Raw genomic sequence first — 19,521 nt, 5'->3', positions numbered from 1 at the left:
GCGCTGTCGACCCGCCAGTCGATCGCGGTGTCCGCGCTGTCGCTCGCCAACCAGTCGCAGGCGAGCGTGCTGCAGCTGCTGCGCTGATCCGCAAGTATCGCATCTCGACGACCAAGGCGGCGGGGGAAACCCCGCCGCTTTTTTCGCCTGGTTTGGCCGTCCGGCCCGTATCAATACTGGCACGGAACCGGACGCGAGTGGAGCCCAGGATCGCAACCAGTCGTTAAGCAAGAAATTTAAAGCGCCATTAACCATGTTTTAAAAGTGGCTGGACTAGAACCTCCTGGTGAATAACTAGGAAGGTTTCACACATATGTCCGGTATCGTTCTCTCGGCTTCGGTTCGCCAAAACCTGCTGGCGCTGCAAAACACCGCATCGCTGCTGGCCACGACTCAAAACAACCTGGCCACCGGCAACAAGGTCAACACGGCGCTCGATAACCCCACCGAATTCTTCACCTCGCAATCGCTCAACAACCGCGCGAGCGACATTGCGAATCTGCTCGACAGCATCGGCAACGGTGTCCAGGTTCTCCAGGCTGCGAATACCGGTCTCACCTCGCTTCAGAAGCTCGTCGATAGCGCCAAGTCGATCGCAAGCCAGGTCCTCCAGGCCCCGACGGGGTACACCACCAAGTCGAGCGTGACCTCCGCGGTCATCTCAGGGGCGACGGCGAACAACCTGCTCGGCAGCTCCTCAAACAATTTCGTGACCGGCAGCGCGGTCAACAACGACAACCTCAGCTCGGCCGTTGCGATCACCGGATCCACCAGGCTGTCGGGTACGGCGAGCTCGACCTCGAACGACCTGGCGAGCAGCGTCACCACCGGCGATACGCTCGTGGTCAACGGTGTCGTGTTCACCTTCGTGGCCGGCTCGGTCTCGGCCGGTACCAACATCGGCGTCGGCGACACCGTCAGCAACCTCCTGGCTGCCATCGATTCGGTGACCGGAGCCACCGCAACGCCGTCCACGGTGGCAGCCGGCAAGATCCAGCTGGCGACAGGCACGGCGCAGGATCTGACAGTATCGGGCACGGCCCTGGCCAAGCTCGGATTGACCGCCGGCACGACCACACGAAATCCGCCAGCCTTGACAGGACAGACGCTGACAATTGCCTCGACAGGAGGCGGCGTCGCAACGAACATAACGTTCGGCACAGGTGCTTCGCAGATCTCGACGCTGGCACAGCTCAATACGGCTCTCGCGACCAACAACCTGCAGGCCAGCCTGAGCACGACGGGTCAGCTTACGATCCTCACCACCAACGAAGCGGCATCGTCGACGATCGGCGCGGTCGCCGGCTCTTCGACCGCGGCCAGCATGGCCTTTAACGGCGTGACGGCATCGACCCCGGTGGCCGACACCAACTCCCAGACGACGCGTGCCGGCCTGATCGCGCAGTACAACAACGTCCTGGCGCAGATCAACACCACGGCGCAGGACGCCTCGTTCAACGGCATCAACCTGCTCAACGGCGACACGCTCAAGTTGGTGTTCAACGAGACCGGACGGTCCACGCTGAACATCACCGGCGTGACCTTCAACAGCACCGGTCTCGGCCTATCGGCGCTGGTGGTCGGAAGCGACTTCCTCGACAGCAACTCGGCCAACAAGGTGCTCACGACCTTGAACAGTGCATCGACTGCGATCCGCTCTGAAGCGTCGTCGCTCGGTTCGAACCTCTCGATCGTGCAGATCCGTCAGGACTTCAACAAGAACCTGATCAACGTGCTGCAGACCGGCTCGTCGAACCTGACCTTGGCCGACACCAACGAGGAGGCGGCCAACAGCCAGGCGCTGTCGACCCGCCAGTCGATCGCGGTCTCCGCGCTAGCGCTGGCCAATCAGTCGCAGGCGAGCGTGCTGCAGCTCCTGCGCTGAGCGCGAACGCGCTGGAATGATATCTCATCGAAGCGGCGGGCCATGCCCGCCGCTTCTGCTTTTGGCTATGCCGTGCGTGGCAGCGCGGGTCTCCGTTCGATGTCGGTGGGTGAGCTGCGTGAAGGCGCCGTTGTTCGTGTAGTTCGCGCCGCCGAGGCGTGATGAACAACGTACGATCCTCGTCCGGACATTTTGAATCATCGCGTTCGCAAGAAATTAAGAGGTGCACCAAACAAGGCGATTTGCGGTGCTCCGTGACGCTACGAAACGAATTCCGCTAACGGCCGCTAACCATATTTTAAAGGCACGCAAAGTACAAAACCTGAGCAGTTTGGTCGTGTCCCTGCGTCAGTCCGGAGTAGTTGATGTCATATGCCGCTCAAGCCTATGCCCGCACGTCGCAGACGACGGCATCACCACGGGAGATCGAAGCTCAGGCTCTGTTGAAAGCGGCACGGCAGCTGCAGGAAGTCCAGGCCAATTGGAGCGGCCCTGATCGCAACATGTACAAGGCTCTGCTCTTCAATCGTCGCTTGTGGACGATCTTCATGAGCGCGATGGAGGCGGACGACAATCCGAATCCGCTCGACATCCGCCAGAACATCGCCAACATCGGCGTGTTCGTGATGAAGCAGACGATCGAGATGCAGATGGATCCGGATCCGGCGAAGCTCAAGTCGCTGATCGACATCAACTGCCACATCGCCGCGGGATTGTCCGGGCGGAGCTGACCGTCGGGGACAGGGGCGGGTGGCGCGTCGTGATGACCGATATCACCAGCATCCTGTCTGCGTCCTACAAGTCGAACCTGCTCAGTACGGCGCGAAGCAACAGCAAATACGTGGCCGTCGATCCGACGCTCTATCAGGGCGGCTGGAGCGGAAAATATGCCAACGGGAAGTCGTTCACGGTCTCGGTCTCCAACGTCAAGGGCTTTCACGCCAAGGTTCGCTACCAGGGCGAGGGCGTGAACAAGTATCAGGACGTGCTGATCAAGGATAATACGTTCAGGATCGGCGGTACGAAGTTCACGCTGACCGGCAACGGCAAGGCCCAGATCAAGAACGTGGTCACCGACGCCGCCTCGGGCCAGACCTATCTCGACACCGCCTACGCGACCCGGAGCAGTTGATCCGCCAAAGCTGCGCCGCTCGATACGGCAACGCCGCCCGGTGGGGCGGCGTGCAGGCGGCGGCGGAATGAAGCGGTCGGCCCCGTGGGGGCTCAGGCGGTGCGATCGGTCGCCACGACGCGCGGCACGTCCGCCTTCTGCATATCCTTCTGAAGGTCGAGCGTGTTGAAGTAGGCCCGGCGGCGCAGCACGGCCTCATCCGGATATTGGGTCACGACCTGATCGGTCTTGCGGTTGACCACCTGGAACACCAGGGCGGCAGCGGCGCGATCGTAATAGGCCTGCCGCGACACCGACAGATCGTTCGCGACGTTGACCGGGACGTCGTTGCGCACGGAGGCGCCAGGCTCGGCCGCGGTCACGGTCTGGCTGGGAGGAAGGTCCGTTGGAACAGCGCTCACCACCGCCTGGCTCGACGGCGGAATTATCGGAACGGACGCTGGCGTCCCTACCGCTCTTACGCTGAAATCGGAACTCATGGCAGCCTCCTCATGGCCATCGAGTCAATTCCCAACCCATCCCGCTTGCAACTATGCCGATGACCAATCAACGTTATGTTAGGAAATAGGATGAACGGCGCGTTGTGATTCGCCAGGGCCTTTTAAGCTTATCCGAGCGTTAAACGGCGACGGCCGCGCGGCCCTCGAGGCGGCGCGGCGCTGCAATGCAGTGGGGGGTGCCAGTGGTGAGGCTCAGAGCGTCCGGCTGACGGCGAGCGGGGTGAGGTGCCGTGCGCCCGGGGCGGCGCGGCGGCCGCCGGCGGTATACGTGCTGGGGATGTTCTTGCGCTGAACCTCGGCATTGACGCCGCGCACGATCTTTTCCGAGATCGCGTGCGCAGTCGCCAGCACGGTCAGGTTCACCTGCAGCAGGGCGCGGAAGGTGTCGTGGTGACGGTGCAGGGTGGCGAGCAGCTCCGGCGCGGTCTGCTTCATGAAATCCTGGCTCGCCTTGAGGCGGCCCACGGTCGTGACGTAGTGGCGGGACAGCTCGGTCTTCTTCGGGCCGAACGCCATGCCTTCGCGCAGCTTGCCGGCGCGGACCAGCTCGGTCTCCTGCTCGATGACCGCGATCAGCTCGCTCATGACGCTCACCATCTCGTCGGCGAGCGCGCGTGCCTCTGCGGCGCTGGTGGCGGCGGCGTAGGTCGTCTTCTTCGCTTGGCCCTGTGCGGTCATTTCATAACTCCCTTGGCGTGAGCGCTTGCCGCCCACGCGCGTGTCACGCGAACATCTACGCTTTGCCGTTGGCGCCGGAGCTGCTGCCGGCCTGTTGCAGGATGAGAGTGCGGAAGACGTCGTTGGAGATGCCGACGCCGCCGGCCTTGGCGAAGTTCTTGGAATATTGCTCCGTCAGCATCGAGCGCCAGACGCCGGTGCCCGGCGTGTCGCCGAACGGTCCTTCGCCCTTCACGCCGCTGGTCATCTGCGAAAACATGCTGTTGAGGAACATCGCTTCGAAGTCGGTCGCCGTCGCCTTGGCCCTGGCCTGCGCCTTGGGCGAGACCTTGGTCAGGGCCTCGGCGAGATCGAGATCGGTGCGCGGCGCGGTGACGGCCGCGGCCGTCGGCATGTTGAGAGCGACGCGGCCATGATAGGAGTCGATGAAGGACGTCGCCATCACATCACCTCGATGTCGGCTTCGATGGCACCCGCCGCCTTGATGGCCTGCAGGATGCTGATCAGGTCGCGGGGACCGATGCCGAGGCCGTTGAGGCCGTCGACCAGCTGCTGCAAGGACACGCCGTCCTTGACGACCGCGAACTTCTTGCCTTCCTCGGTGACACCGACGCTGGTGCGCGGTGTGACCACGGTGCGGCCGCGCGACAGTGGATTGGGCTGGCTGACCTGCGGACTTTCGGAGATCGTGACGGTGAGGTTGCCTTGCGCCACGGCGACGGTCGCCACGCGCACGTCGCGGCCCATCACGATGATGCCGGAGCGCTCGTCGATGACGATCTTGGCGGCGAGATCAGGATCGACCTGCAACTGCTCGATCTCGGTCAGGAAGGCGACGACGTTGCCCTTGAACTCGGCGGGAACGCTGAGCTGCACCGTCGAAGGGTCGATCGGCTCGGCGGTCTTGACGCCGAGGAAATCGTTGATGGCGGCGGCGATGCGCTTTGCGGTGGTGAAGTCGGCGTTGCGCAGCGCCAGCCGCACGTTCGGCAGCCGGTTCAGCGCGAACTCGATCTCGCGCTCGATGATGGCGCCGTTGGCGATGCGGCCGACGGTCGGCACGCCGCGCACGATCTTGGCGGCCTCGCCCTCGGCCTGGAAGCCGGAGATCGCGAGCGAGCCCTGCGCCACCGCATAGACGTTGCCGTCGGCGCCGAGCAGGGGGGTGACGAGCAGGGTGCCGCCCTGCAGGTTCTTGGCGTCGCCGAGCGCGGACACCGTGACGTCCATGCGCGTGCCTTGCGTCGCGAATGGCGGCAGGTTGCCGGTGACCATGACAGCGGCGACGTTGCCGGTGCGGATGGTGGCGCCGCGGATGTTGACGCCCATGCGCTCAAGCATCGCCTGCAGCGACTGCTTGGTGAACGGGATGTTGTTCAGCGTGTCGCCGGTGCCGTTGAGGCCGACCACGAGGCCATAGCCGATCAACTGGTTCTGGCGCACGCCCTCGATATTGGCGAGATCCTTGATCCGCGAGGTCGCATTCGCAGACATGACGGTAGATGCCAGCGCCAGCACGGCGGCGCAGGCGACCTGAAACAGGCGCGTGGTTCGGACGCGTCGCATCCTATGCTCCCCTCGAACTCTTCAAGTGATCACTCGGCCACTCCCATGACCGCATGATCGACGTTAACTATGCGAGCGCCGTGCCACGGCGATGCTCCGGGCTAACTCATTGAAAGAGTGTGAAATCGACTCGAAGCTTTGTCGCGGTCCAGGGGTGCTCGGGGGGAACGAAGCTGCCGCCCCGGCAGAATTTGCCGGGCCGTTTACGCACCGTTAACCACGGCGGAGCCAATCTCCCGCTCGACACGCGAAGCTTGCGGGAGCCATCGATGCGCATCTACGGACCGAACGGCACGACCCTGGGCTCGTCGACCAGCAGCACGCGGAAGGCCTCGTCCAGCGGCTTCAAGCTGCCTGACGTCGGCACCACGCAGGACACGCGCGCGACGCTCGCGCCGAAGCAGACTGCGAACATCGATGCGCTGCTGGCGCTGCAGGGTATCGAGGAGGAGCCGGCGGAGCGCCGCAAGCGCTCGGTCCAGCGCGGCAAGCGCGCGCTCGACGTGCTCGATGATCTCAAGCTGACACTGCTGTCCGGCAAGCTCGACACCGCGATGGCGCTGCGGCTGCGCGATGCCGCGGCCGACCTGAAGCAGACCTCGGGCGACCCGGGACTGGATGCGATCCTCTCCGAGATCGAGCTGCGCGTCGAGGTCGAGCTCGCCAAGGCCGGGCGGAGCTGAGACGCTTCGCGCGTTCAAGCCGCCTTCGACGGCTGTTGCGCGTCGTAGCGCCGCTGCGCGGCGGTGACCTCCTTGAGATGGCGCTCGGCCCAGTCGCGCAGCGGATCGACCGCGGCGGCGAGCGTCAGCCCGAGCGGCGTGATCGAATATTCGACGGTGACCGGGACGGTCGCGATCGCGCGCCGCCGCACCAGGCCGTCGCGCTCCAGGCTCTTCAGCACCTGGGACAGCATCTTCTGCGAAATCCCTTCGATCGACCGCCGCAACTGATTGAAGCGCAACGGTTCGTTGCGCAGCAGGATCAGGATCAGCACGGCCCATTTGTCGCCGACGCGATCGAGGATCTGTCGCGTTGGGCAGTCGGCCGAATAGACGTTCGCGGCTCTCATCGGTTACTCCGGCGTGACCAGGTGATCTTAAAGTGCGCTCTTAACACCAGCATTCGTTCCGCTATCTAGTCACTATCGGATACCGAGGCGGCTTCGTCCAGACCTCGGATCTGACCTCGTGATCTCGAACATAGGAGTCTCCCCATGAAGATCGCCGTCGCCGGCGCCTCCGGCCGTGCCGGGTCCCGCATTACCGCCGAGCTGGCCAGCCGCGGCCACCAGGTCACTGGCATCGCCCGCAACCCGGAGAAGATCGCCGGTCACGCCAACGTCAAGGCGGTGCGGGGCGATGCCAACGACCGCGCCGCGCTGGCAAAGCTCTGGGCCGGCCATGACGTCGCGATCAGCGCGATCCATTTCTCGGCCAGCGATGTCGAGACCCTGATCGGGGCGGCCAAGGACTCCGGCGTATCGCGTTACCTCGTGGTCGGCGGCGCCGGCTCGCTCGAGGTCGCGCCGGGTGTGCGGCTGGTGACGACGCCCGGCTTTCCGGCCGCCTACAAGGCCGAAGCGGAGAAGGGCGCCGCGTTCCTCGATCGTCTGCGCCAGGAGAAGGAGCTCGACTGGACCTTCCTGTCGCCCTCGGCGATGATCGATTTCGGCGCCCGCACGGGCAAGTTCCGGCTCGGAACGGACCAGTTGCTGGTCGATGCCGACGGCAAGAGTTTCATCACCTTCGAGGACTTCGCGGTCGCGATGGCCGACGAAATCGAGCGTCCGGCGCACCGGCGGGCCCGTTTCACGGTCGGTTACTGAGGCCGTCCACGGCGTCCCGCCGGCTGCGGCCAAATTTGCCTGTGCAACGGCCCGAACGGCGGGGCGCCCGTGCCGATGGAAATATTGTCTGTCACATGAGGCCGCTATATAACGCGGCCGCGAACGGGCGTATTCCGTCCGCCGGTGCCGAGACCGGCGCCAGCACGTACAGATGGGCTGACCTTGGAAAAGTTGAAGAACTACAAACCTTCCGAAAAAGAGCCTTTCATGAACGAACGCCAGCGCGACTATTTCCGCGCCAAGCTGCTGGCATGGAAGGAGGAGATCCTGCGCGAATCGAAGCTCACCCTGCAGGCTCTGCAGGAGGAGAACGTGAACCATCCGGACCTCGCCGACCGCGCGTCGTCCGAGACCGACCGGGCGATCGAGCTTCGCGCCCGTGACCGCCAGCGCAAGCTGATCTCCAAGATCGACGCGGCGCTCCAGCGCATCGAGGACAACACCTACGGTTATTGCGAGGAGACCGGCGAGCCGATTTCGCTGAAGCGGCTCGAGGCCCGGCCCATTGCGACGCTGTCGGTGGAAGCGCAGGAACGCCACGAGAAGCGTGAAAAGGTCTATCGCGACGAGTAGGTCGCGACGCTGACCTGAACGAGCGGGGATTGCGGCCGCCTGCCGGGTGCGGCCGCAGTATCTGTTGACGGCTGAGACGGTGCTTGTGCGATCCGCACAGGCTGTGCGGGAGCGAGCGCAAGCGCCTTTGGTTTTCCGAACGTCAGGAACTTTTTCGCGCCTGCTGAATTAACTGCGGTTCCATCTCGGAACGCCGCGGGGAATCATGGGCGAGCCGGACATAGCCAGAGGCGCGCTGGCGACGATGCAGCGCTCCTACGGCGCCCTGAGCATCAAGGGACGCCTCCTTCTGCTGGCCGGCATTCTGTTCCTGCCCTGCGTCGGACTGATTGCCTATGTCATCGTGTCGATGGCGCAATCCGCCGACGCCTCGATTCGGCACGGCCTGTCTTATGCCGCGCAGACGATCTCCGGAGCTGTCGACGCCGAATTGCGGCGCTATATCGCGCTCGCCGAGGTGCTGGCGAAGTCTCCTGATCTCAGCGCGGCCGATCTCAGCGACTTCGAGGCGGAGGCGCGCCGCGTCGGTGCGGTCAGCGGCGAAGGCTGGATCATCGTGTCGGACGCGAGCGGCCGCATCCTGCTCAACACCGGGGCGACGCCGGGCAAGCCGCTCGGCGAGCGTACGCCCGAAGGCCGGCACTCGCAGGAGCGCGCTTTTCAGTCAGGAAGGCCATCGATCTCCGACATCTTCACCGGTCCCAATTCAGGCGCGTGGGTGGCGACCGTCGATGTCCCCGTCGTCAAGGATGGCAAGCCGTTCCGTTGCCTGTCGATCGCCATGCCGGCCGCGAACTACACCCGGCTGCTGGCCCAGCAGCAGCTGCCGGCCGACTGGCTGGTCGGCATCATGGACGGCCAGGGCCGCTACATCTCGCGCATTCCGAAGAACGCCACCACGATCGGGCAGCCGGCGTCGGCCGGCTGGCGGGCGACTGCCAAGGCCGAGGGGATCGCGGAGTTTCCGTCGATCGAGGGCGATCGTGTCATCAACGCCAATGCGCGTCCCCAGCTGAGCGAGTGGACGGTCGGCGTCGGCATCAAGCAGGCGGCTTTCGCCCAGGCGATCTCCTCGACGGTGCAGACCGCAACCATCGTGGCAACGACGATCTGTGCCCTGGCGCTGCTGCTGGCGGCCGGCATCGGCCGAAGCATCGCCCGGCCGCTCGAAAGCATCGCCGTCAAGAGCGCCATCCCAGGCGAGGCCGCGCCCTCCGATCCTCCGGAGGTTCGGGCGCTCAACGCCCGACTGGCTGCGGCCGAAAAGGCGCAGGCGGAGAGTGCGCGCGTCATCCAGGAGAATTTCGGGATGCTCGCCCAAGCCAGGGACGATGCGTCGCGCACGGCCGGGCAGCTCAAACTCGCCGCGAAATATGGACGGCTTGGCACCTTTACCTGGGACGGCAGATCCGGCGCCAGCCACTGGTCCGACGAGATCGAAGAACTCTATGGGCTTGCGCCGGGCACGTTCCCAGGGACCTATGACGCCTGGCTGGCGCTGGTGCATCCCGAGGACCAGGCGCGTGCCGACCAGGACAACAAGCAGGCGCTGATCACCGGCGAGCTCGATTCGGAGTGGCGAGTGGCGCTGCCCGACGGCTCAATCCGGTGGATCGAGGCGCGCGCCCGCATGTTGGGCGGCGAGGGCGGCGGCGATCCGTACATGATCGGCGTCAACATCGACGTCACCGCCGCGAAGGAAGCCGACCGCAAGCGCGAGCTGCTCGTGCATGAGCTGGCCCATCGCGTCAAGAACAGCCTCGCCGTGGTGCAATCGCTGGCGCATCAGCTGCTGCCGCGGCACGACGCCAAGGTCCGCGACTTCACGTCACGCCTGCATGCGCTAGCGACGGCGCACACGAGCCTTGCCGAGAACGACTGGCAGGGCGCCGATCTCGCCGCCCTCATCAGGAGTCAGGTCGCGCCGTTCGCCAGCACACCGGATCAACTCGCCACCAGCGGCCCCTCCATCCTGGTCCCGGTCGAGCTGACGACGCAGCTGGCTCTCGTCATCCACGAGATGGCCTGCAACGCCAGCAAATATGGCGCGCTCACCACGCCCAACGGTCACGTCGATGTCAGCTGGTCGTTGGCCCAGGACGCGCTGCATGTCCGTTGGCAGGAGAGCGGCGGCCCGCCGGCGCGCGAGCCGCCGGTGGTCGGCTTCGGCAGCCGGCTGCTGACCCGCACGGTCAGGCATCTGCAGCGCACATTTGCCGAGAGCGGGCTGACCTGCCAGTTCGAGCTGCCCTGGCTCACGACACGTGACGAGAGCTCGATGGCCGCAACGGGCGAGGCGAGTTGAGCGTCAGCGCGCGAAGCGCCGCTCGGCTGGTCCTGACATGGCCTCGCCATCGCGCTCTGCCATACCCACGTCCGGGGTATCGACGCAGAGACGGCAATTCCGATGAGCGAGGTACTGGTTATGGGCGGCTGGTCGGTTGAAAGTGCCGCTTGCGCCCGCGGCCGCGCCGTCTCAAATTGTTGATGAAGCTGAGATGGGAGCCAAAATCTCGTTAATAAACAATCCGTTCACCATAAATCCTGCGATGCCGGTTCGGGCCGCGGGCCAGGGGAGTTGAAGGGCCATGGGAGCAGACGAGATCCTTGCCGCTGCGCAACTGATTGTAGATGCCCGCAAGCGGCGGGCGCCCTTGGGCGCTCTGCCGCCGCAGCTTCAGCCGAAGGATGAAGCTGCCGGCTACGAGATCCAGCGTGAAGTCCATTGGCTGCTCGCCGAACAGGCCGGTGACTTCGCTGGCTACAAGATCGGCTGCACCAGCAAGGTGATGCAGGACTATCTTGGTATTCCGCATCCCTGCTCCGGCGGGGTGTTCGCGCGCGGCGTTCACCAGACGGGGGTCGGATTGCGCACGGCCGACTTCGTCCGCGTGGGCGTCGAATGCGAGATCGCCGTGCGGCTCAAGCACGACCTGCTGCCGTTGGACGCGCCGTTCACCATGGATCGCGTCGTCGAGGCGATCGGCGACTGTCATGCGGCGATCGAGATCGTCGACGACCGTTATGTGCAATGGCAGACGCTGGGGGCGCCGACGCTCGTCGCCGACGATTTCTTTGCTGCCGGCTGCGTCCTCGGCCCGGCGCTCCCGCGCGCTGCCGTAGCGGACTTGGCCGCGGTGCAGGGCCGTGCCATCGTCAACGGCACCCTGGTCGGCGAGGGCACCGGTGCGGATGTGCTGGGACATCCGGTCCACGCGCTGGCCTGGCTTGCCAATCATCTCGCCGCCGGTGGTGACGGGCTCGAGGCCGGACAGCTCGTCCTGACCGGCAGCCTGGTCAAGACGATATGGCTGAGCGCGGGCGACCGGGTGCGGATGGAGCTGGACGGCCTCGGTGTGGTCGAGGCGACGTTCATGTGATCCCGCGTCGAGGAAGACCTGCCGATCTCTGAGCGGGGCGTTGCTCCGCTCCAGCTAGACGAGCTCCATGCGCAGATGACGGCCTACGGCTCTGGCGGCGCGCGCCAGCGTGCCGAGCGTGACGGATTCATTGTCGGGATCGAGCAGCCGGTCGAGCTGGGCGCGGCTGGTCTCCATGCGGGCCGCCAGCTCGGTCTTGGAGATCGCCTCGCGCTTCATTAGCTCCTCGAGCTGCCGTACCAGCACGCGCTTGATCGCGCGCGCCGTCACGGTCTCGTAGAGACCGTCCTCCTTCAGAAAGTCGTCGAAGGCAGAGCCGACCTTGCCGGCAGTCTTAGGTGCGCGCATCACGAAATGTCTCTCATGCGTTTGACGGCCAATTCGATATCGGATGCCGGAGTCTTCTGACTCTTCTTGATGAAGGCATGGAGCAGGATCATCCGGCCGTCTCGCAAGCAAAAGATCACACGGGCGATCCGGCCCTGCGTGAGGCTGCTGCGAACCTCCCACAGTCCATGACTCAATGGCCGACACAGAGGAAGCCCGATCGGCCAAGCAAACTCGACGTCCTTGATATCCTCGCCGAGGATCCGACGATCCTCGGCAGGCAATTCCTTGAGCCAGTCCCGGACGGGTTCGCGGCCGGATGGCAGCGCGTAGAAGAACGCCGGTAGCCGTTTCATTGAAATGTACCATTTTTGGTACGTTCTGCAACAGGGAAAATGCTGAGCAGGCTCTCAGTTGATCGCCAAGTGAACGACACTTGTCTAGGCAAGTAAACGAACACGGCCTCCGGCAGGGGAGCTACCGGAGGCCGCGTATACATCGCCCGCTGCGCCTAGGTTCGTATTGGGCAATGTGGGAGCTCGCTTTCAGAGAAGGGCGGCGGCTGCGGATCATCTCATGACCAGTGTCGCGCTCGGCCAAGTCCTTGTCTGACCCTCCGGGGAGGGATTTTCATCGTGTCTCTTCATCCTTGTCCGATTGCCGACCCAAGACATTCAAGTCGGAGCTTTCGCGGCGACCGGGCGTGGTTGGATCCGCCCGGCCTTTCGATGTGATCTTCGCCTCAGAACGGCAGCAGGATGTCCATCACCTGCTGGCCGTAGCGCGGCTGCTGGACGTCGGAGATCTGGCCGCGGCCGCCGTAGGAGATACGGGCCTGGGCGATCTTGGTGGAGTCGATGGTGTTGTCGCTCTGGATGTCCTCGGGCCGCACGATGCCGGCCACGATCAGCTCGCGGATCTCGTAGTTGACCCGGATCTCCTGCTTGCCTTCGACGACGAGGTTGCCGTTCGGCAGCACCTGCGTCACCACCGCGGCGACGCTGGTGGTCAGGGATTCCGAGCGCTGGATGGTGCCCTTGCCGTCGGAGGACGAGGTGCCGTCGGCGGTCAGGATGCGGCCGGGCAGCACCTTCTGCGCCTGCACGCCGAGCGTCTTCGCGCCGATGAAGTCGGTGATGCCCGAATCCTCCTTGTTGGTGCGGCTGCGCTGGGTCTCGTTGGCGAAATTGGCCTTGTCGGAGATGCTGACCGTGACGGTCAGGAGGTCGCCGACCTGACGGGCGCGCTGGTCCTTGAAGAAGGCGCGCGAGCCGTTGCGCCACAGCGAGTTCGGCGCGTAGGACACCGTCTCGGGCTTGGGCATCGGCATCTGCACCGGCTTGTAGCCCGGCTGCGTGGTCGGGTTGTCGATCTCCGTCAGCTTCGGCCGCTCGCCGATCTGCGACAGGCGGTCGATCGAGGAGCATCCGCCGGCGATCGACAGCACTGCGAAGGAGACCGAGACCAGCGCAACCCGGCGCAGGCTCGAGGCGCCCCGACCATCAAACTTGAACTTCGACATGAAACTTACTCGGCTTTCGGGGTGGCGGAGGTGGGAAGGCGGCTGGCGACGGCGACGGGCGCGGCGATGTCGGCCTCGGAGGTCTGCGCCGGCTTGGCGACGGCGATGTCGACGGAGACCTGGCCGCGACCCGAGACGCGGCCGGTCACGGTGCGCTTGGACTGCAGATTGAGCACGCTGACGACGTCGCCTTCGGTGCCCGACTCCAGCGCCTTGCCGCGCGTGGTGAGATAGATGCCGGCGGTCTGGTAGATCAGCGTGACCGCCTGGTCGCGCTGCACGAGGTCGGGCTTGGCGAGGTCGGTGGTCTTCAGCGCCTGGCCGGCGCGCACCGCGCGGCGCATCTGCATGCCCACTGCGAGCTCGCGCGAGGCAGGCTCGCCGCCGCCGAGCTCGGCGCGCGGCCGCCGCTCGGTCTGCAGGTCGCCTGAGCGGATCATCTCGTTGCGATCGATGTTGCGGGTCAGCACCACGGCCTCGACGGTCTCGATCGCCGTGCCGGTGTAGCGCAGCTTGGTCGGACTCGCGCCATTGGCATGGCCGAGCTCGAAGGTGATGTCGAAGCGGCCGCTGCGGGGGTCGAAGCGGGCGCTGGTCGGCGCCAGCGTGCCTGACGTCGAGGCCTCGAATTTGAGATCCTGCACCGGCTGGTCGAAGCTGATGCTGAGGTTCGCGGCATCGCCAAGTCCGTTGCGGTGATCGAGCGCCTGGGCCACTGCCGTGCTGATCTCCTTGGCGTCGATGGCGCGGGCCAGCCGCGTGACCGCAACCTCCTTGATGTCGCGGACCTCGACGCCGATGACCTGGTGGGTGCGCAGGGTCGCGATCACCTGCGCGGCCGGCAGCACGCCGGTCGTGCCGAGATCGGGCGCGCGGTAGACGGCGATATTGGCCGCGACGCCCGCATTGTCGATCAGGTCGCCGACGCGCACGATGTCGCCGGTGACGTTGACGGTGGAGCGCAGCACGGGCGCCTTGATCTGGTCGTCGGCCTCGCCGGCCAGCGCCGACAGCGCGGTCGAGGCGAGCAGGGCGGCTGCGAGCAGGAAGGGACGGACGGTGCGGGTCATGATGGCGATCTCCCTTCGAACCTCAGCGGAACAGCGCAGTGGTCGACTGCAGCATCTGGTCGGCGGCCGAGATGACCTTGGCGTTCATCTCATAGGCGCGTTGGGCGGCGATCAGCTCGCTCATCTCGCTGACGACATCGACGTTGGCCTGCTCCAGGCTGCCCTGGGTGATGCTGCCGAGGCCATCCTGGTTGGCGACGCCGTCCTGCGGTGCGCCCGACGACGGCGTGTCGGTGAACTGGTTGTTGCCGACCGGCTGCAGGCCGGCCTTGTTGATGAAACGGGTGACCTGGAGCTGGCCAATGATGTTCGAGGTGGTCGAGCCCGGCAGCGTCACCGAGACCTGGCCCTGGGCGTTGACGGTGATGCCCGAGGCGTTCTGCGGGATCGTGATCGTCGGCTGCACCGGGTTGCCCTGCGCGGTGACGATGCGGCCCTGATTGTCCATCTGGAAGGTGCCGTCGCGGGTGTATTGGAAGGTGCCGTCGGGCATCAGGATCTTGAAGAAGCCCTCGCCCGAGATCGCGAGGTCGAGATCGTTGCCGGTCTGCGACAGCGTGCCTTGCGTCATCGAGCGCGGCGTGCCGACGGTCTTGACGCCGCCGCCGATGTCGATGCCGACGGGCAGGATCGTGCCCTGGTCGGAGGACTGCGCGCCGACGCGGCGCATATGCTCGTAGATCAGGTCCTGGAACGCCACCGTCTGCTTCTTGAAGCCGGTGGTGCGGAGGTTGGCGATGTTGTTGGAGATCACCTGAACGTTGAGTTCCTGGGCCGCCATTCCGGTCGCAGCGGTGTGAAGCGCCTGCATGTCACGTCTCCTTCAAGATCTGTCAGGCCGGAACGTCGGCGAGTTTCTCGATCGCGTTCTTGCGCAGGTCGCTCTGGACCTGCAGCATGTTGGCGACCTGGGTGTAGGCGCGCATCACTTCGACCATCTTGCTCATCTCGCCGACCGCGCTGACGTTCGACTTCTCGATGTAGCCCTGCTGGATGGTCGACTTGGTGTCCTGCTGCGGGGTGGCGCCGGCGGCGGCGGCGTAGAGGTTGTTGCTTTGCTTCTGCGCGGCCTGCGGATCGGCGAAGTTGACGATGCGCAGCTTGCCGCGGATCGAGTCGGTGCGGTTGACGCCCTCGACCACCGTCACGGTGCCGTCGGGCGAGATGTTGATGTCGTGGTCGGTCGGCTGAAACACGATCGGACCGCCGGTGCCGAGCACCAGGTCACCGGCGGAGGTGACGAGCTGGCCGAGATTGTTCATGTGCAGATTGCCGTCGCGGGTGTAGCGCTCGCCGGCCGCGGTCTGCACCGTCAGGAAGCCGGCGCCCGTGACGGCGACGTCGAGCGCGTTGCCGGTGCGCTGCATCGAGCCCTGCGAGAAGTCGCGATAGGTGCCGCGGTCCTGGACATAGGACACCCTGCGGGCGGCGCCCGGAAAATTGTCTTCATGCGCGCCGGAGGAGAGATACTCCTCGAACAGCTGCTGATCGGCCTTGAAGCCGTTGGTGTTGACGTTGGCGACGTTGTTGGCAACGACGTCGAGCTGCCGCTCCAGCACCATCTGCCGCGACAATCCGATGAGAAGCGCATTCTCCACCGGTCGATCTCCCCCTTTTAACGAATCCCGTTCGCGGCACCTCTCCCAAGGCGGTCTCGATCGGGTCTTCAACGAACCGTTCAGCTCTCCCAAGCCGGCGGGTTCGCAAGGGGTACAGCGAAAGCCGTGCCAAATCTGAATCTATCGATAAATCAATGATTTGGATTTAAGCCCGGGTTCAGAACGCCCGGCAATAACGTCTCGCTAACCATAATTGCCCGGCAAGTTTTTCCCACCGCCTCGGCAAAAGAAAGCTTCCGTTAACCATTGTTACCGTAGCGTTCCCTCAACAAAGCGCAGATGCGCTGGGAGCGTTGGTTTCGCGTCATTAAGCTTTCTGGCGGCATCGGCTCGATTGTCCGGAAGGATCCGAAAGCCATGGCCGAGAACGACGCCGGAGCAGGCGAAGGCGAGGAGCAAGCAGGCTCGCCGAAGAGCAAGCTCAAGCTGATCATCATGGTCGTCGGCGCGCTGGCGCTGCTCGGCGTCGGTGGTGCGGCCTATTTCTTCTTCTTCAGCCACAAGAACGACGAGCATCACGCTGAGGCGGCGCCGCCGCCGAAGCCGCCGGCCTTCGTCGAGGTGCCGGACCTTCTCGTCAACCTGGTCGGCAATCCCGGCGATCGCGTCCAATACCTGAAAGTGAAGATCGTGCTGGAGGTGAAGGAGGAGAAGCAGGTCGAGACGATCAAGCCGACGCTGCCGCGCGTCACCGACATCTTCCAGACCTATCTGCGCGAGCTCCGGCCGAGCGACCTCAACGGCTCGGCGGGCCTGTTCAGGCTCAAGGAGGAGCTCACCAAGCGGGTCAACGTCGCGCTGGCGCCGAACCAGGTCAACGCGGTGTTGTTCAAGGAAATCGTGGTCCAGTAAGGCAAAGAAGCTCAACGATCATGGCGGGCAACGATCAAGTCGACCAAGATGCGATAGCCGCGCAATGGGAAGCCTCGCTCGACTCGGAGGATCCCACAGAGGCCGCGGAAGCCGCAGCAGCTAATGAACTCACCGAATCGATGGCCCTGCAATGGGCCGCGATGGTCGAGGACGGCAGCCGCGATTTCGGCGCCACCAAGAACGGCGGCGAGCGGGTGCTGTCGCAGGAGGAGATCGACAATCTCCTCGGCTTCACCGCCGGCGAGGTCAGCCTCGACGACCATTCCGGCATTCGCGCCATCATCGATTCGGCGATGGTTTCCTACGAGCGTCTGCCGATGCTCGAAATCGTCTTCGACCGTCTGGTGCGGCTGATGACGACCTCCTTGCGCAACTTCACCTCCGACAACGTCGAAGTTTCGCTCGACCGCATCACCTCGGTGCGCTTCGGCGACTACATGAACTCGATCCCGCTGCCGGCCGTGCTGTCGGTGTTCAAGGCGGAGGAGTGGGAGAATTTCGGGCTCGCCACCGTCGACTCGACCCTGATCTATTCGATCATCGACGTGCTGCTCGGCGGCCGCCGCGGCAACACCCAGCTCCGCGTCGAGGGCCGCCCCTACACGACGATCGAGACCAACCTGGTCAAGCGCCTGATCGAGGTGGTGCTGAGCGATGCCGAGCAGGCGTTCCGGCCGCTGTCGCCGGTGCGCTTCACCATCGACCGGCTCGAGACCAATCCGCGTTTCGCCGCGATCAGCCGGCCCGCCAACGCCGCGATCCTGGTGAAGCTGCGGATCGACATGGAAGACCGTGGCGGCAACATCGAGCTGCTGCTGCCCTATGCGACGATCGAGCCGATCCGGCCGGTGCTGTTGCAGATGTTCATGGGTGAGAAGTTCGGCCGCGATCCCGTCTGGGAAGGCCACTTCGCCACCGAGATCACCAAGGCCGAGATCGCCGTCGACGCCGTGCTCTACGAGGCCGACGTGCCGCTGAAGCAGCTCATGAAGCTGAAGGTCGGTGACACCCTGCCGCTCGACATCCGTCCCGATGCGCTGGTCGCGGTCCGCTGCGGCAGCACCATGCTGACGGAAGGGCGGATGGGCCGGGTCGGCGACCGCGTCGCGATCCGTGTCACCAAGAATTTGCGCAAGCCGAATACGACGCTTGCGATGTTCGAAGGCTCCGAAGGCCAGAACAAGTTGATGGAGGCCCAATGAACCACTCCCTCGGATTGATCATCGAAAGCCTGGTGGCGGTCCTTCTGGTGCTGACCATCGGCTATTGCATGCTGCTGAATTCCAGGCTGAAGCGGCTGAAGGCGGATGAGCATTCGCTCAAAGCCGTGATCGCGGAGCTGATCACCGCGACCGAGATCGCCGAGCGGGCGATTGGCGGCCTCAAGCTCGCCGTGCGCGACGTCAACGACAATCTCGGCAATCAGCTCGCCGCCGCGACGCAGATGTCCGACCAGTTGCGCAAGCAGCTCGCCGAGAGCGACGGCGTGGTGCGCCGGCTGTCGCGCATCGCCAGTGCCGCGCGACCCATCACCTCGCCTGAAGCCGCGCCCGAGCCGGCGCCTGCGCCGGTGCCGGCGATCACGACCGAGCCGGTGCGCGTCTCCGGTGCCAAGGCGGTTGCCGCCGCGGCCCAGGCATTCTCCGAACGTCGAAGGACTGGTGGCCTTGCCGCATGAATGCGTTTCGTAACATCCGCGTCATTCCCGTCGTCCTGATCGCGGTGGCCTGCCTTGCGGTCCTGAAGGTGGCCGGCCTCGTGATCGATGGCGGCTACGTTTTCGACTATGACCCTCACCCGACCAAGCGGTCCTGGGCCCAGGAGAACCTGGGCTATCCGGGCCGCGAGGACAATGACATCGTCACCGGCTCCACGCACGGCGCACCGAAGGAGAAGAAGGAGGAGGCGCCCAAGCCCGCCGCTCCGGACACCAAGCCCGAGGGCGTGGTGATCAAGCCCGAGGAGAACCAGCAGCAGGTGTCGCCGGCGGAGAAGGCGATCCTCGAGCGGCTGCAGTCGCGTCGCCAGGAGCTCGACGCGCGCGCGAGAGAGATCGACATCCGCGAGAGCCTGTTGCGCGCCGCCGAGCAGCGCATCCAATCCAAGACGGAGGAGATGAAGGCGATCGAGGGCCGCATCTCCGGCGCGCAGGCCGCCAAGACCGAGGCCGACAACGCCCGCTTCAAGAGCATCGTCACGATGTACGAGGGCATGAAGCCGAAGGATGCCGCCAAGGTGTTCGACCGGCTCGAGATGTCGGTGCTGATCGAGATCGCCTCGCAGATCGCGCCACGCAAGATGTCCGACATTCTCGGACTGATGACGCCGGAGGCGGCCGAACGGCTCACCGTCGAGCTGGCGCGCCGGGCCGGCGCCGACAGGCCCGAGACCAGCGCCGAGCTGCCGAAGATCGAAGGCAAGATCGTGCCCGTGAAGAGCAATTGAGCCGCATGTTTAATGCGCCCTTAAACGCCGACACCTAGATTTCCGGCGTGGCGGGGCAGGCGTATCCGTCAAGTTGCGGATGTCGAACCGGAAGCTTGTGAC

The 19,521-nt window shown here is 64.9% G+C and carries 23 protein-coding genes; 12 read left to right on the top strand and 11 right to left on the bottom strand.

Features of this window, described 5'->3' with window-relative positions; translation table 11 throughout:
• Window positions 1-313: 313 nt before the first annotated feature.
• From QX126_RS32215 to QX126_RS32205, 3 genes are all read left to right on the top strand, one after another.
• A complete protein-coding gene (locus tag QX126_RS32215) occupies window positions 314-1,885 on the top strand; it encodes a flagellin (protein ID WP_315738794.1) in 1,572 nt (523 codons plus the stop codon).
• 365 nt (window positions 1,886-2,250) lie between these two features.
• Entirely contained in the window at window positions 2,251-2,616 is a 366-nt protein-coding gene (flaF, locus tag QX126_RS32210; RefSeq protein ID WP_315738793.1) for a flagellar biosynthesis regulator FlaF, read from the top strand.
• Between the two features lie 32 nt (window positions 2,617-2,648).
• The gene (locus QX126_RS32205) at window positions 2,649-3,017 is read left to right on the top strand and encodes a hypothetical protein (protein WP_315786439.1); all 369 of its coding nucleotides are present in this window, start codon (window positions 2,649-2,651) and stop codon (window positions 3,015-3,017) included.
• Between the two features lie 92 nt (window positions 3,018-3,109).
• Here the strand turns inward: QX126_RS32205 and QX126_RS32200 are convergent, their stop codons facing one another.
• The 4 genes from QX126_RS32200 to QX126_RS32185 all read right to left on the bottom strand — a co-directional run bounded on the left by QX126_RS32200 (window position 3,110) and on the right by QX126_RS32185 (window position 5,761).
• Entirely contained in the window at window positions 3,110-3,496 is a 387-nt protein-coding gene (locus QX126_RS32200; RefSeq protein ID WP_315738790.1) for a hypothetical protein, read from the bottom strand.
• Window positions 3,497-3,709: 213 nt separating this feature from the next.
• Complete coding sequence (locus tag QX126_RS32195) at window positions 3,710-4,195, bottom strand: hypothetical protein (protein ID WP_315756569.1); 486 nt, start codon at window positions 4,193-4,195, stop codon at window positions 3,710-3,712.
• A gap of 55 nt (window positions 4,196-4,250) precedes the next feature.
• Window positions 4,251-4,637, bottom strand: a complete 387-nt coding sequence (gene flgJ, locus QX126_RS32190) for a flagellar assembly peptidoglycan hydrolase FlgJ (protein WP_315756568.1) — start codon at window positions 4,635-4,637, stop codon at window positions 4,251-4,253.
• Window positions 4,637-5,761, bottom strand: coding sequence for a flagellar basal body P-ring protein FlgI (locus tag QX126_RS32185; RefSeq protein WP_315738786.1), 1,125 nt, complete (start codon window positions 5,759-5,761; stop codon window positions 4,637-4,639). Before QX126_RS32185 ends, flgJ begins: the two co-directional genes overlap by 1 nt.
• Window positions 5,762-6,030: 269 nt before the next feature.
• Between QX126_RS32185 and QX126_RS32180 the strand changes: the two genes are divergently transcribed.
• The gene (locus tag QX126_RS32180) at window positions 6,031-6,444 is read left to right on the top strand and encodes a flagellar assembly protein FliX (protein ID WP_315716005.1); all 414 of its coding nucleotides are present in this window, start codon (window positions 6,031-6,033) and stop codon (window positions 6,442-6,444) included.
• Window positions 6,445-6,458: 14 nt separating this feature from the next.
• Here QX126_RS32180 and QX126_RS32175 read toward each other — a convergent pair whose 3' ends face one another.
• The gene (locus QX126_RS32175; protein ID WP_315716006.1) at window positions 6,459-6,833 is read right to left on the bottom strand and encodes a helix-turn-helix domain-containing protein; all 375 of its coding nucleotides are present in this window, start codon (window positions 6,831-6,833) and stop codon (window positions 6,459-6,461) included.
• A gap of 144 nt (window positions 6,834-6,977) precedes the next feature.
• Here QX126_RS32175 and QX126_RS32170 point away from each other — a divergent pair, with 144 nt between their 5' ends.
• The 4 genes from QX126_RS32170 to QX126_RS32155 all read left to right on the top strand — a co-directional run bounded on the left by QX126_RS32170 (window position 6,978) and on the right by QX126_RS32155 (window position 11,563).
• Window positions 6,978-7,589, top strand: coding sequence for an NAD(P)-dependent oxidoreductase (locus QX126_RS32170; protein ID WP_315778475.1), 612 nt, complete (start codon window positions 6,978-6,980; stop codon window positions 7,587-7,589).
• A 228-nt stretch (window positions 7,590-7,817) separates the two neighbouring features.
• Entirely contained in the window at window positions 7,818-8,183 is a 366-nt protein-coding gene (gene dksA, locus QX126_RS32165; RefSeq protein ID WP_170323279.1) for an RNA polymerase-binding protein DksA, read from the top strand.
• A gap of 205 nt (window positions 8,184-8,388) precedes the next feature.
• On the top strand, window positions 8,389-10,488 hold the full coding sequence (locus QX126_RS32160; RefSeq protein WP_315786437.1) for a sensor histidine kinase: 2,100 nt from the start codon (window positions 8,389-8,391) through the stop codon (window positions 10,486-10,488).
• A 283-nt stretch (window positions 10,489-10,771) separates the two neighbouring features.
• Window positions 10,772-11,563: a 2-keto-4-pentenoate hydratase gene (locus QX126_RS32155; RefSeq protein ID WP_315786435.1), complete on the top strand. Its 792-nt coding sequence runs from the start codon at window positions 10,772-10,774 to the stop codon at window positions 11,561-11,563.
• 54 nt (window positions 11,564-11,617) lie between these two features.
• Here QX126_RS32155 and QX126_RS32150 read toward each other — a convergent pair whose 3' ends face one another.
• The 6 genes from QX126_RS32150 to flgF form a co-directional block, all read right to left on the bottom strand.
• Window positions 11,618-11,911 (bottom strand): helix-turn-helix transcriptional regulator, encoded by a 294-nt coding sequence (locus QX126_RS32150; RefSeq protein WP_315738781.1) that lies wholly within the window; start codon window positions 11,909-11,911, stop codon window positions 11,618-11,620.
• Complete coding sequence (locus tag QX126_RS32145) at window positions 11,911-12,246, bottom strand: type II toxin-antitoxin system RelE/ParE family toxin (RefSeq protein WP_315738779.1); 336 nt, start codon at window positions 12,244-12,246, stop codon at window positions 11,911-11,913. The genes QX126_RS32150 and QX126_RS32145 overlap by 1 nt, the downstream gene beginning before the upstream one ends.
• A gap of 386 nt (window positions 12,247-12,632) precedes the next feature.
• Complete coding sequence (gene flgH, locus QX126_RS32140) at window positions 12,633-13,412, bottom strand: flagellar basal body L-ring protein FlgH (RefSeq protein ID WP_315786433.1); 780 nt, start codon at window positions 13,410-13,412, stop codon at window positions 12,633-12,635.
• Between the two features lie 5 nt (window positions 13,413-13,417).
• Window positions 13,418-14,485, bottom strand: a complete 1,068-nt coding sequence (gene flgA, locus QX126_RS32135; protein WP_315739125.1) for a flagellar basal body P-ring formation chaperone FlgA — start codon at window positions 14,483-14,485, stop codon at window positions 13,418-13,420.
• 19 nt (window positions 14,486-14,504) lie between these two features.
• The gene (flgG, locus tag QX126_RS32130) at window positions 14,505-15,293 is read right to left on the bottom strand and encodes a flagellar basal-body rod protein FlgG (RefSeq protein WP_315756560.1); all 789 of its coding nucleotides are present in this window, start codon (window positions 15,291-15,293) and stop codon (window positions 14,505-14,507) included.
• 22 nt (window positions 15,294-15,315) lie between these two features.
• Window positions 15,316-16,080 carry a flagellar basal-body rod protein FlgF gene (gene flgF, locus QX126_RS32125; protein ID WP_315786431.1) on the bottom strand — a complete coding sequence of 255 codons (765 nt, stop codon included), beginning with the start codon at window positions 16,078-16,080 and terminating at the stop codon, window positions 15,316-15,318.
• A gap of 378 nt (window positions 16,081-16,458) precedes the next feature.
• Between flgF and fliL the strand changes: the two genes are divergently transcribed.
• The 4 genes from fliL to QX126_RS32105 are packed head-to-tail and all read left to right on the top strand — an operon-like array spanning window position 16,459 to window position 19,419.
• A complete protein-coding gene (gene fliL / locus QX126_RS32120) occupies window positions 16,459-16,953 on the top strand; it encodes a flagellar basal body-associated protein FliL (RefSeq protein WP_315738773.1) in 495 nt (164 codons plus the stop codon).
• A gap of 20 nt (window positions 16,954-16,973) precedes the next feature.
• Window positions 16,974-18,176 carry a flagellar motor switch protein FliM gene (gene fliM / locus QX126_RS32115; protein ID WP_315738772.1) on the top strand — a complete coding sequence of 401 codons (1,203 nt, stop codon included), beginning with the start codon at window positions 16,974-16,976 and terminating at the stop codon, window positions 18,174-18,176.
• A complete protein-coding gene (locus tag QX126_RS32110; RefSeq protein ID WP_315716016.1) occupies window positions 18,173-18,652 on the top strand; it encodes a DUF6468 domain-containing protein in 480 nt (159 codons plus the stop codon). Before fliM ends, QX126_RS32110 begins: the two co-directional genes overlap by 4 nt.
• Window positions 18,649-19,419: a flagellar protein FlbB gene (locus QX126_RS32105; protein WP_315716017.1), complete on the top strand. Its 771-nt coding sequence runs from the start codon at window positions 18,649-18,651 to the stop codon at window positions 19,417-19,419. The genes QX126_RS32110 and QX126_RS32105 overlap by 4 nt, the downstream gene beginning before the upstream one ends.
• Window positions 19,420-19,521 lie beyond the last annotated feature (102 nt).

The organism is Bradyrhizobium sp. SZCCHNPS1003 (assembly GCF_032381555.1).
Classification (GTDB): Bacteria; Pseudomonadota; Alphaproteobacteria; order Rhizobiales; family Xanthobacteraceae; genus Bradyrhizobium.
Note: the sequence above shows the minus strand (reverse complement) of the source record. Positions and strands in the feature narration are given on the sequence as shown.

Coding starts and splice junctions, on each gene's coding strand:
- QX126_RS32215 (WP_315738794.1), top strand. CDS start 314: ATGTCCGGTATCGTTCTCTCGGCTTCGGTTCGCCAAAACCTGCTGGCG.
- flaF (WP_315738793.1), top strand. CDS start 2,251: ATGTCATATGCCGCTCAAGCCTATGCCCGCACGTCGCAGACGACGGCA.
- QX126_RS32205 (WP_315786439.1), top strand. CDS start 2,649: ATGACCGATATCACCAGCATCCTGTCTGCGTCCTACAAGTCGAACCTG.
- QX126_RS32200 (WP_315738790.1), bottom strand. CDS start 3,496: ATGAGTTCCGATTTCAGCGTAAGAGCGGTAGGGACGCCAGCGTCCGTT.
- QX126_RS32195 (WP_315756569.1), bottom strand. CDS start 4,195: ATGACCGCACAGGGCCAAGCGAAGAAGACGACCTACGCCGCCGCCACC.
- flgJ (WP_315756568.1), bottom strand. CDS start 4,637: ATGGCGACGTCCTTCATCGACTCCTATCATGGCCGCGTCGCTCTCAAC.
- QX126_RS32185 (WP_315738786.1), bottom strand. CDS start 5,761: ATGCGACGCGTCCGAACCACGCGCCTGTTTCAGGTCGCCTGCGCCGCC.
- QX126_RS32180 (WP_315716005.1), top strand. CDS start 6,031: ATGCGCATCTACGGACCGAACGGCACGACCCTGGGCTCGTCGACCAGC.
- QX126_RS32175 (WP_315716006.1), bottom strand. CDS start 6,833: ATGAGAGCCGCGAACGTCTATTCGGCCGACTGCCCAACGCGACAGATC.
- QX126_RS32170 (WP_315778475.1), top strand. CDS start 6,978: ATGAAGATCGCCGTCGCCGGCGCCTCCGGCCGTGCCGGGTCCCGCATT.
- dksA (WP_170323279.1), top strand. CDS start 7,818: ATGAACGAACGCCAGCGCGACTATTTCCGCGCCAAGCTGCTGGCATGG.
- QX126_RS32160 (WP_315786437.1), top strand. CDS start 8,389: ATGGGCGAGCCGGACATAGCCAGAGGCGCGCTGGCGACGATGCAGCGC.
- QX126_RS32155 (WP_315786435.1), top strand. CDS start 10,772: ATGGGAGCAGACGAGATCCTTGCCGCTGCGCAACTGATTGTAGATGCC.
- QX126_RS32150 (WP_315738781.1), bottom strand. CDS start 11,911: ATGCGCGCACCTAAGACTGCCGGCAAGGTCGGCTCTGCCTTCGACGAC.
- QX126_RS32145 (WP_315738779.1), bottom strand. CDS start 12,246: ATGAAACGGCTACCGGCGTTCTTCTACGCGCTGCCATCCGGCCGCGAA.
- flgH (WP_315786433.1), bottom strand. CDS start 13,412: ATGTCGAAGTTCAAGTTTGATGGTCGGGGCGCCTCGAGCCTGCGCCGG.
- flgG (WP_315756560.1), bottom strand. CDS start 15,293: ATGCAGGCGCTTCACACCGCTGCGACCGGAATGGCGGCCCAGGAACTC.
- fliL (WP_315738773.1), top strand. CDS start 16,459: ATGGCCGAGAACGACGCCGGAGCAGGCGAAGGCGAGGAGCAAGCAGGC.
- fliM (WP_315738772.1), top strand. CDS start 16,974: ATGGCGGGCAACGATCAAGTCGACCAAGATGCGATAGCCGCGCAATGG.
- QX126_RS32110 (WP_315716016.1), top strand. CDS start 18,173: ATGAACCACTCCCTCGGATTGATCATCGAAAGCCTGGTGGCGGTCCTT.
- QX126_RS32105 (WP_315716017.1), top strand. CDS start 18,649: ATGAATGCGTTTCGTAACATCCGCGTCATTCCCGTCGTCCTGATCGCG.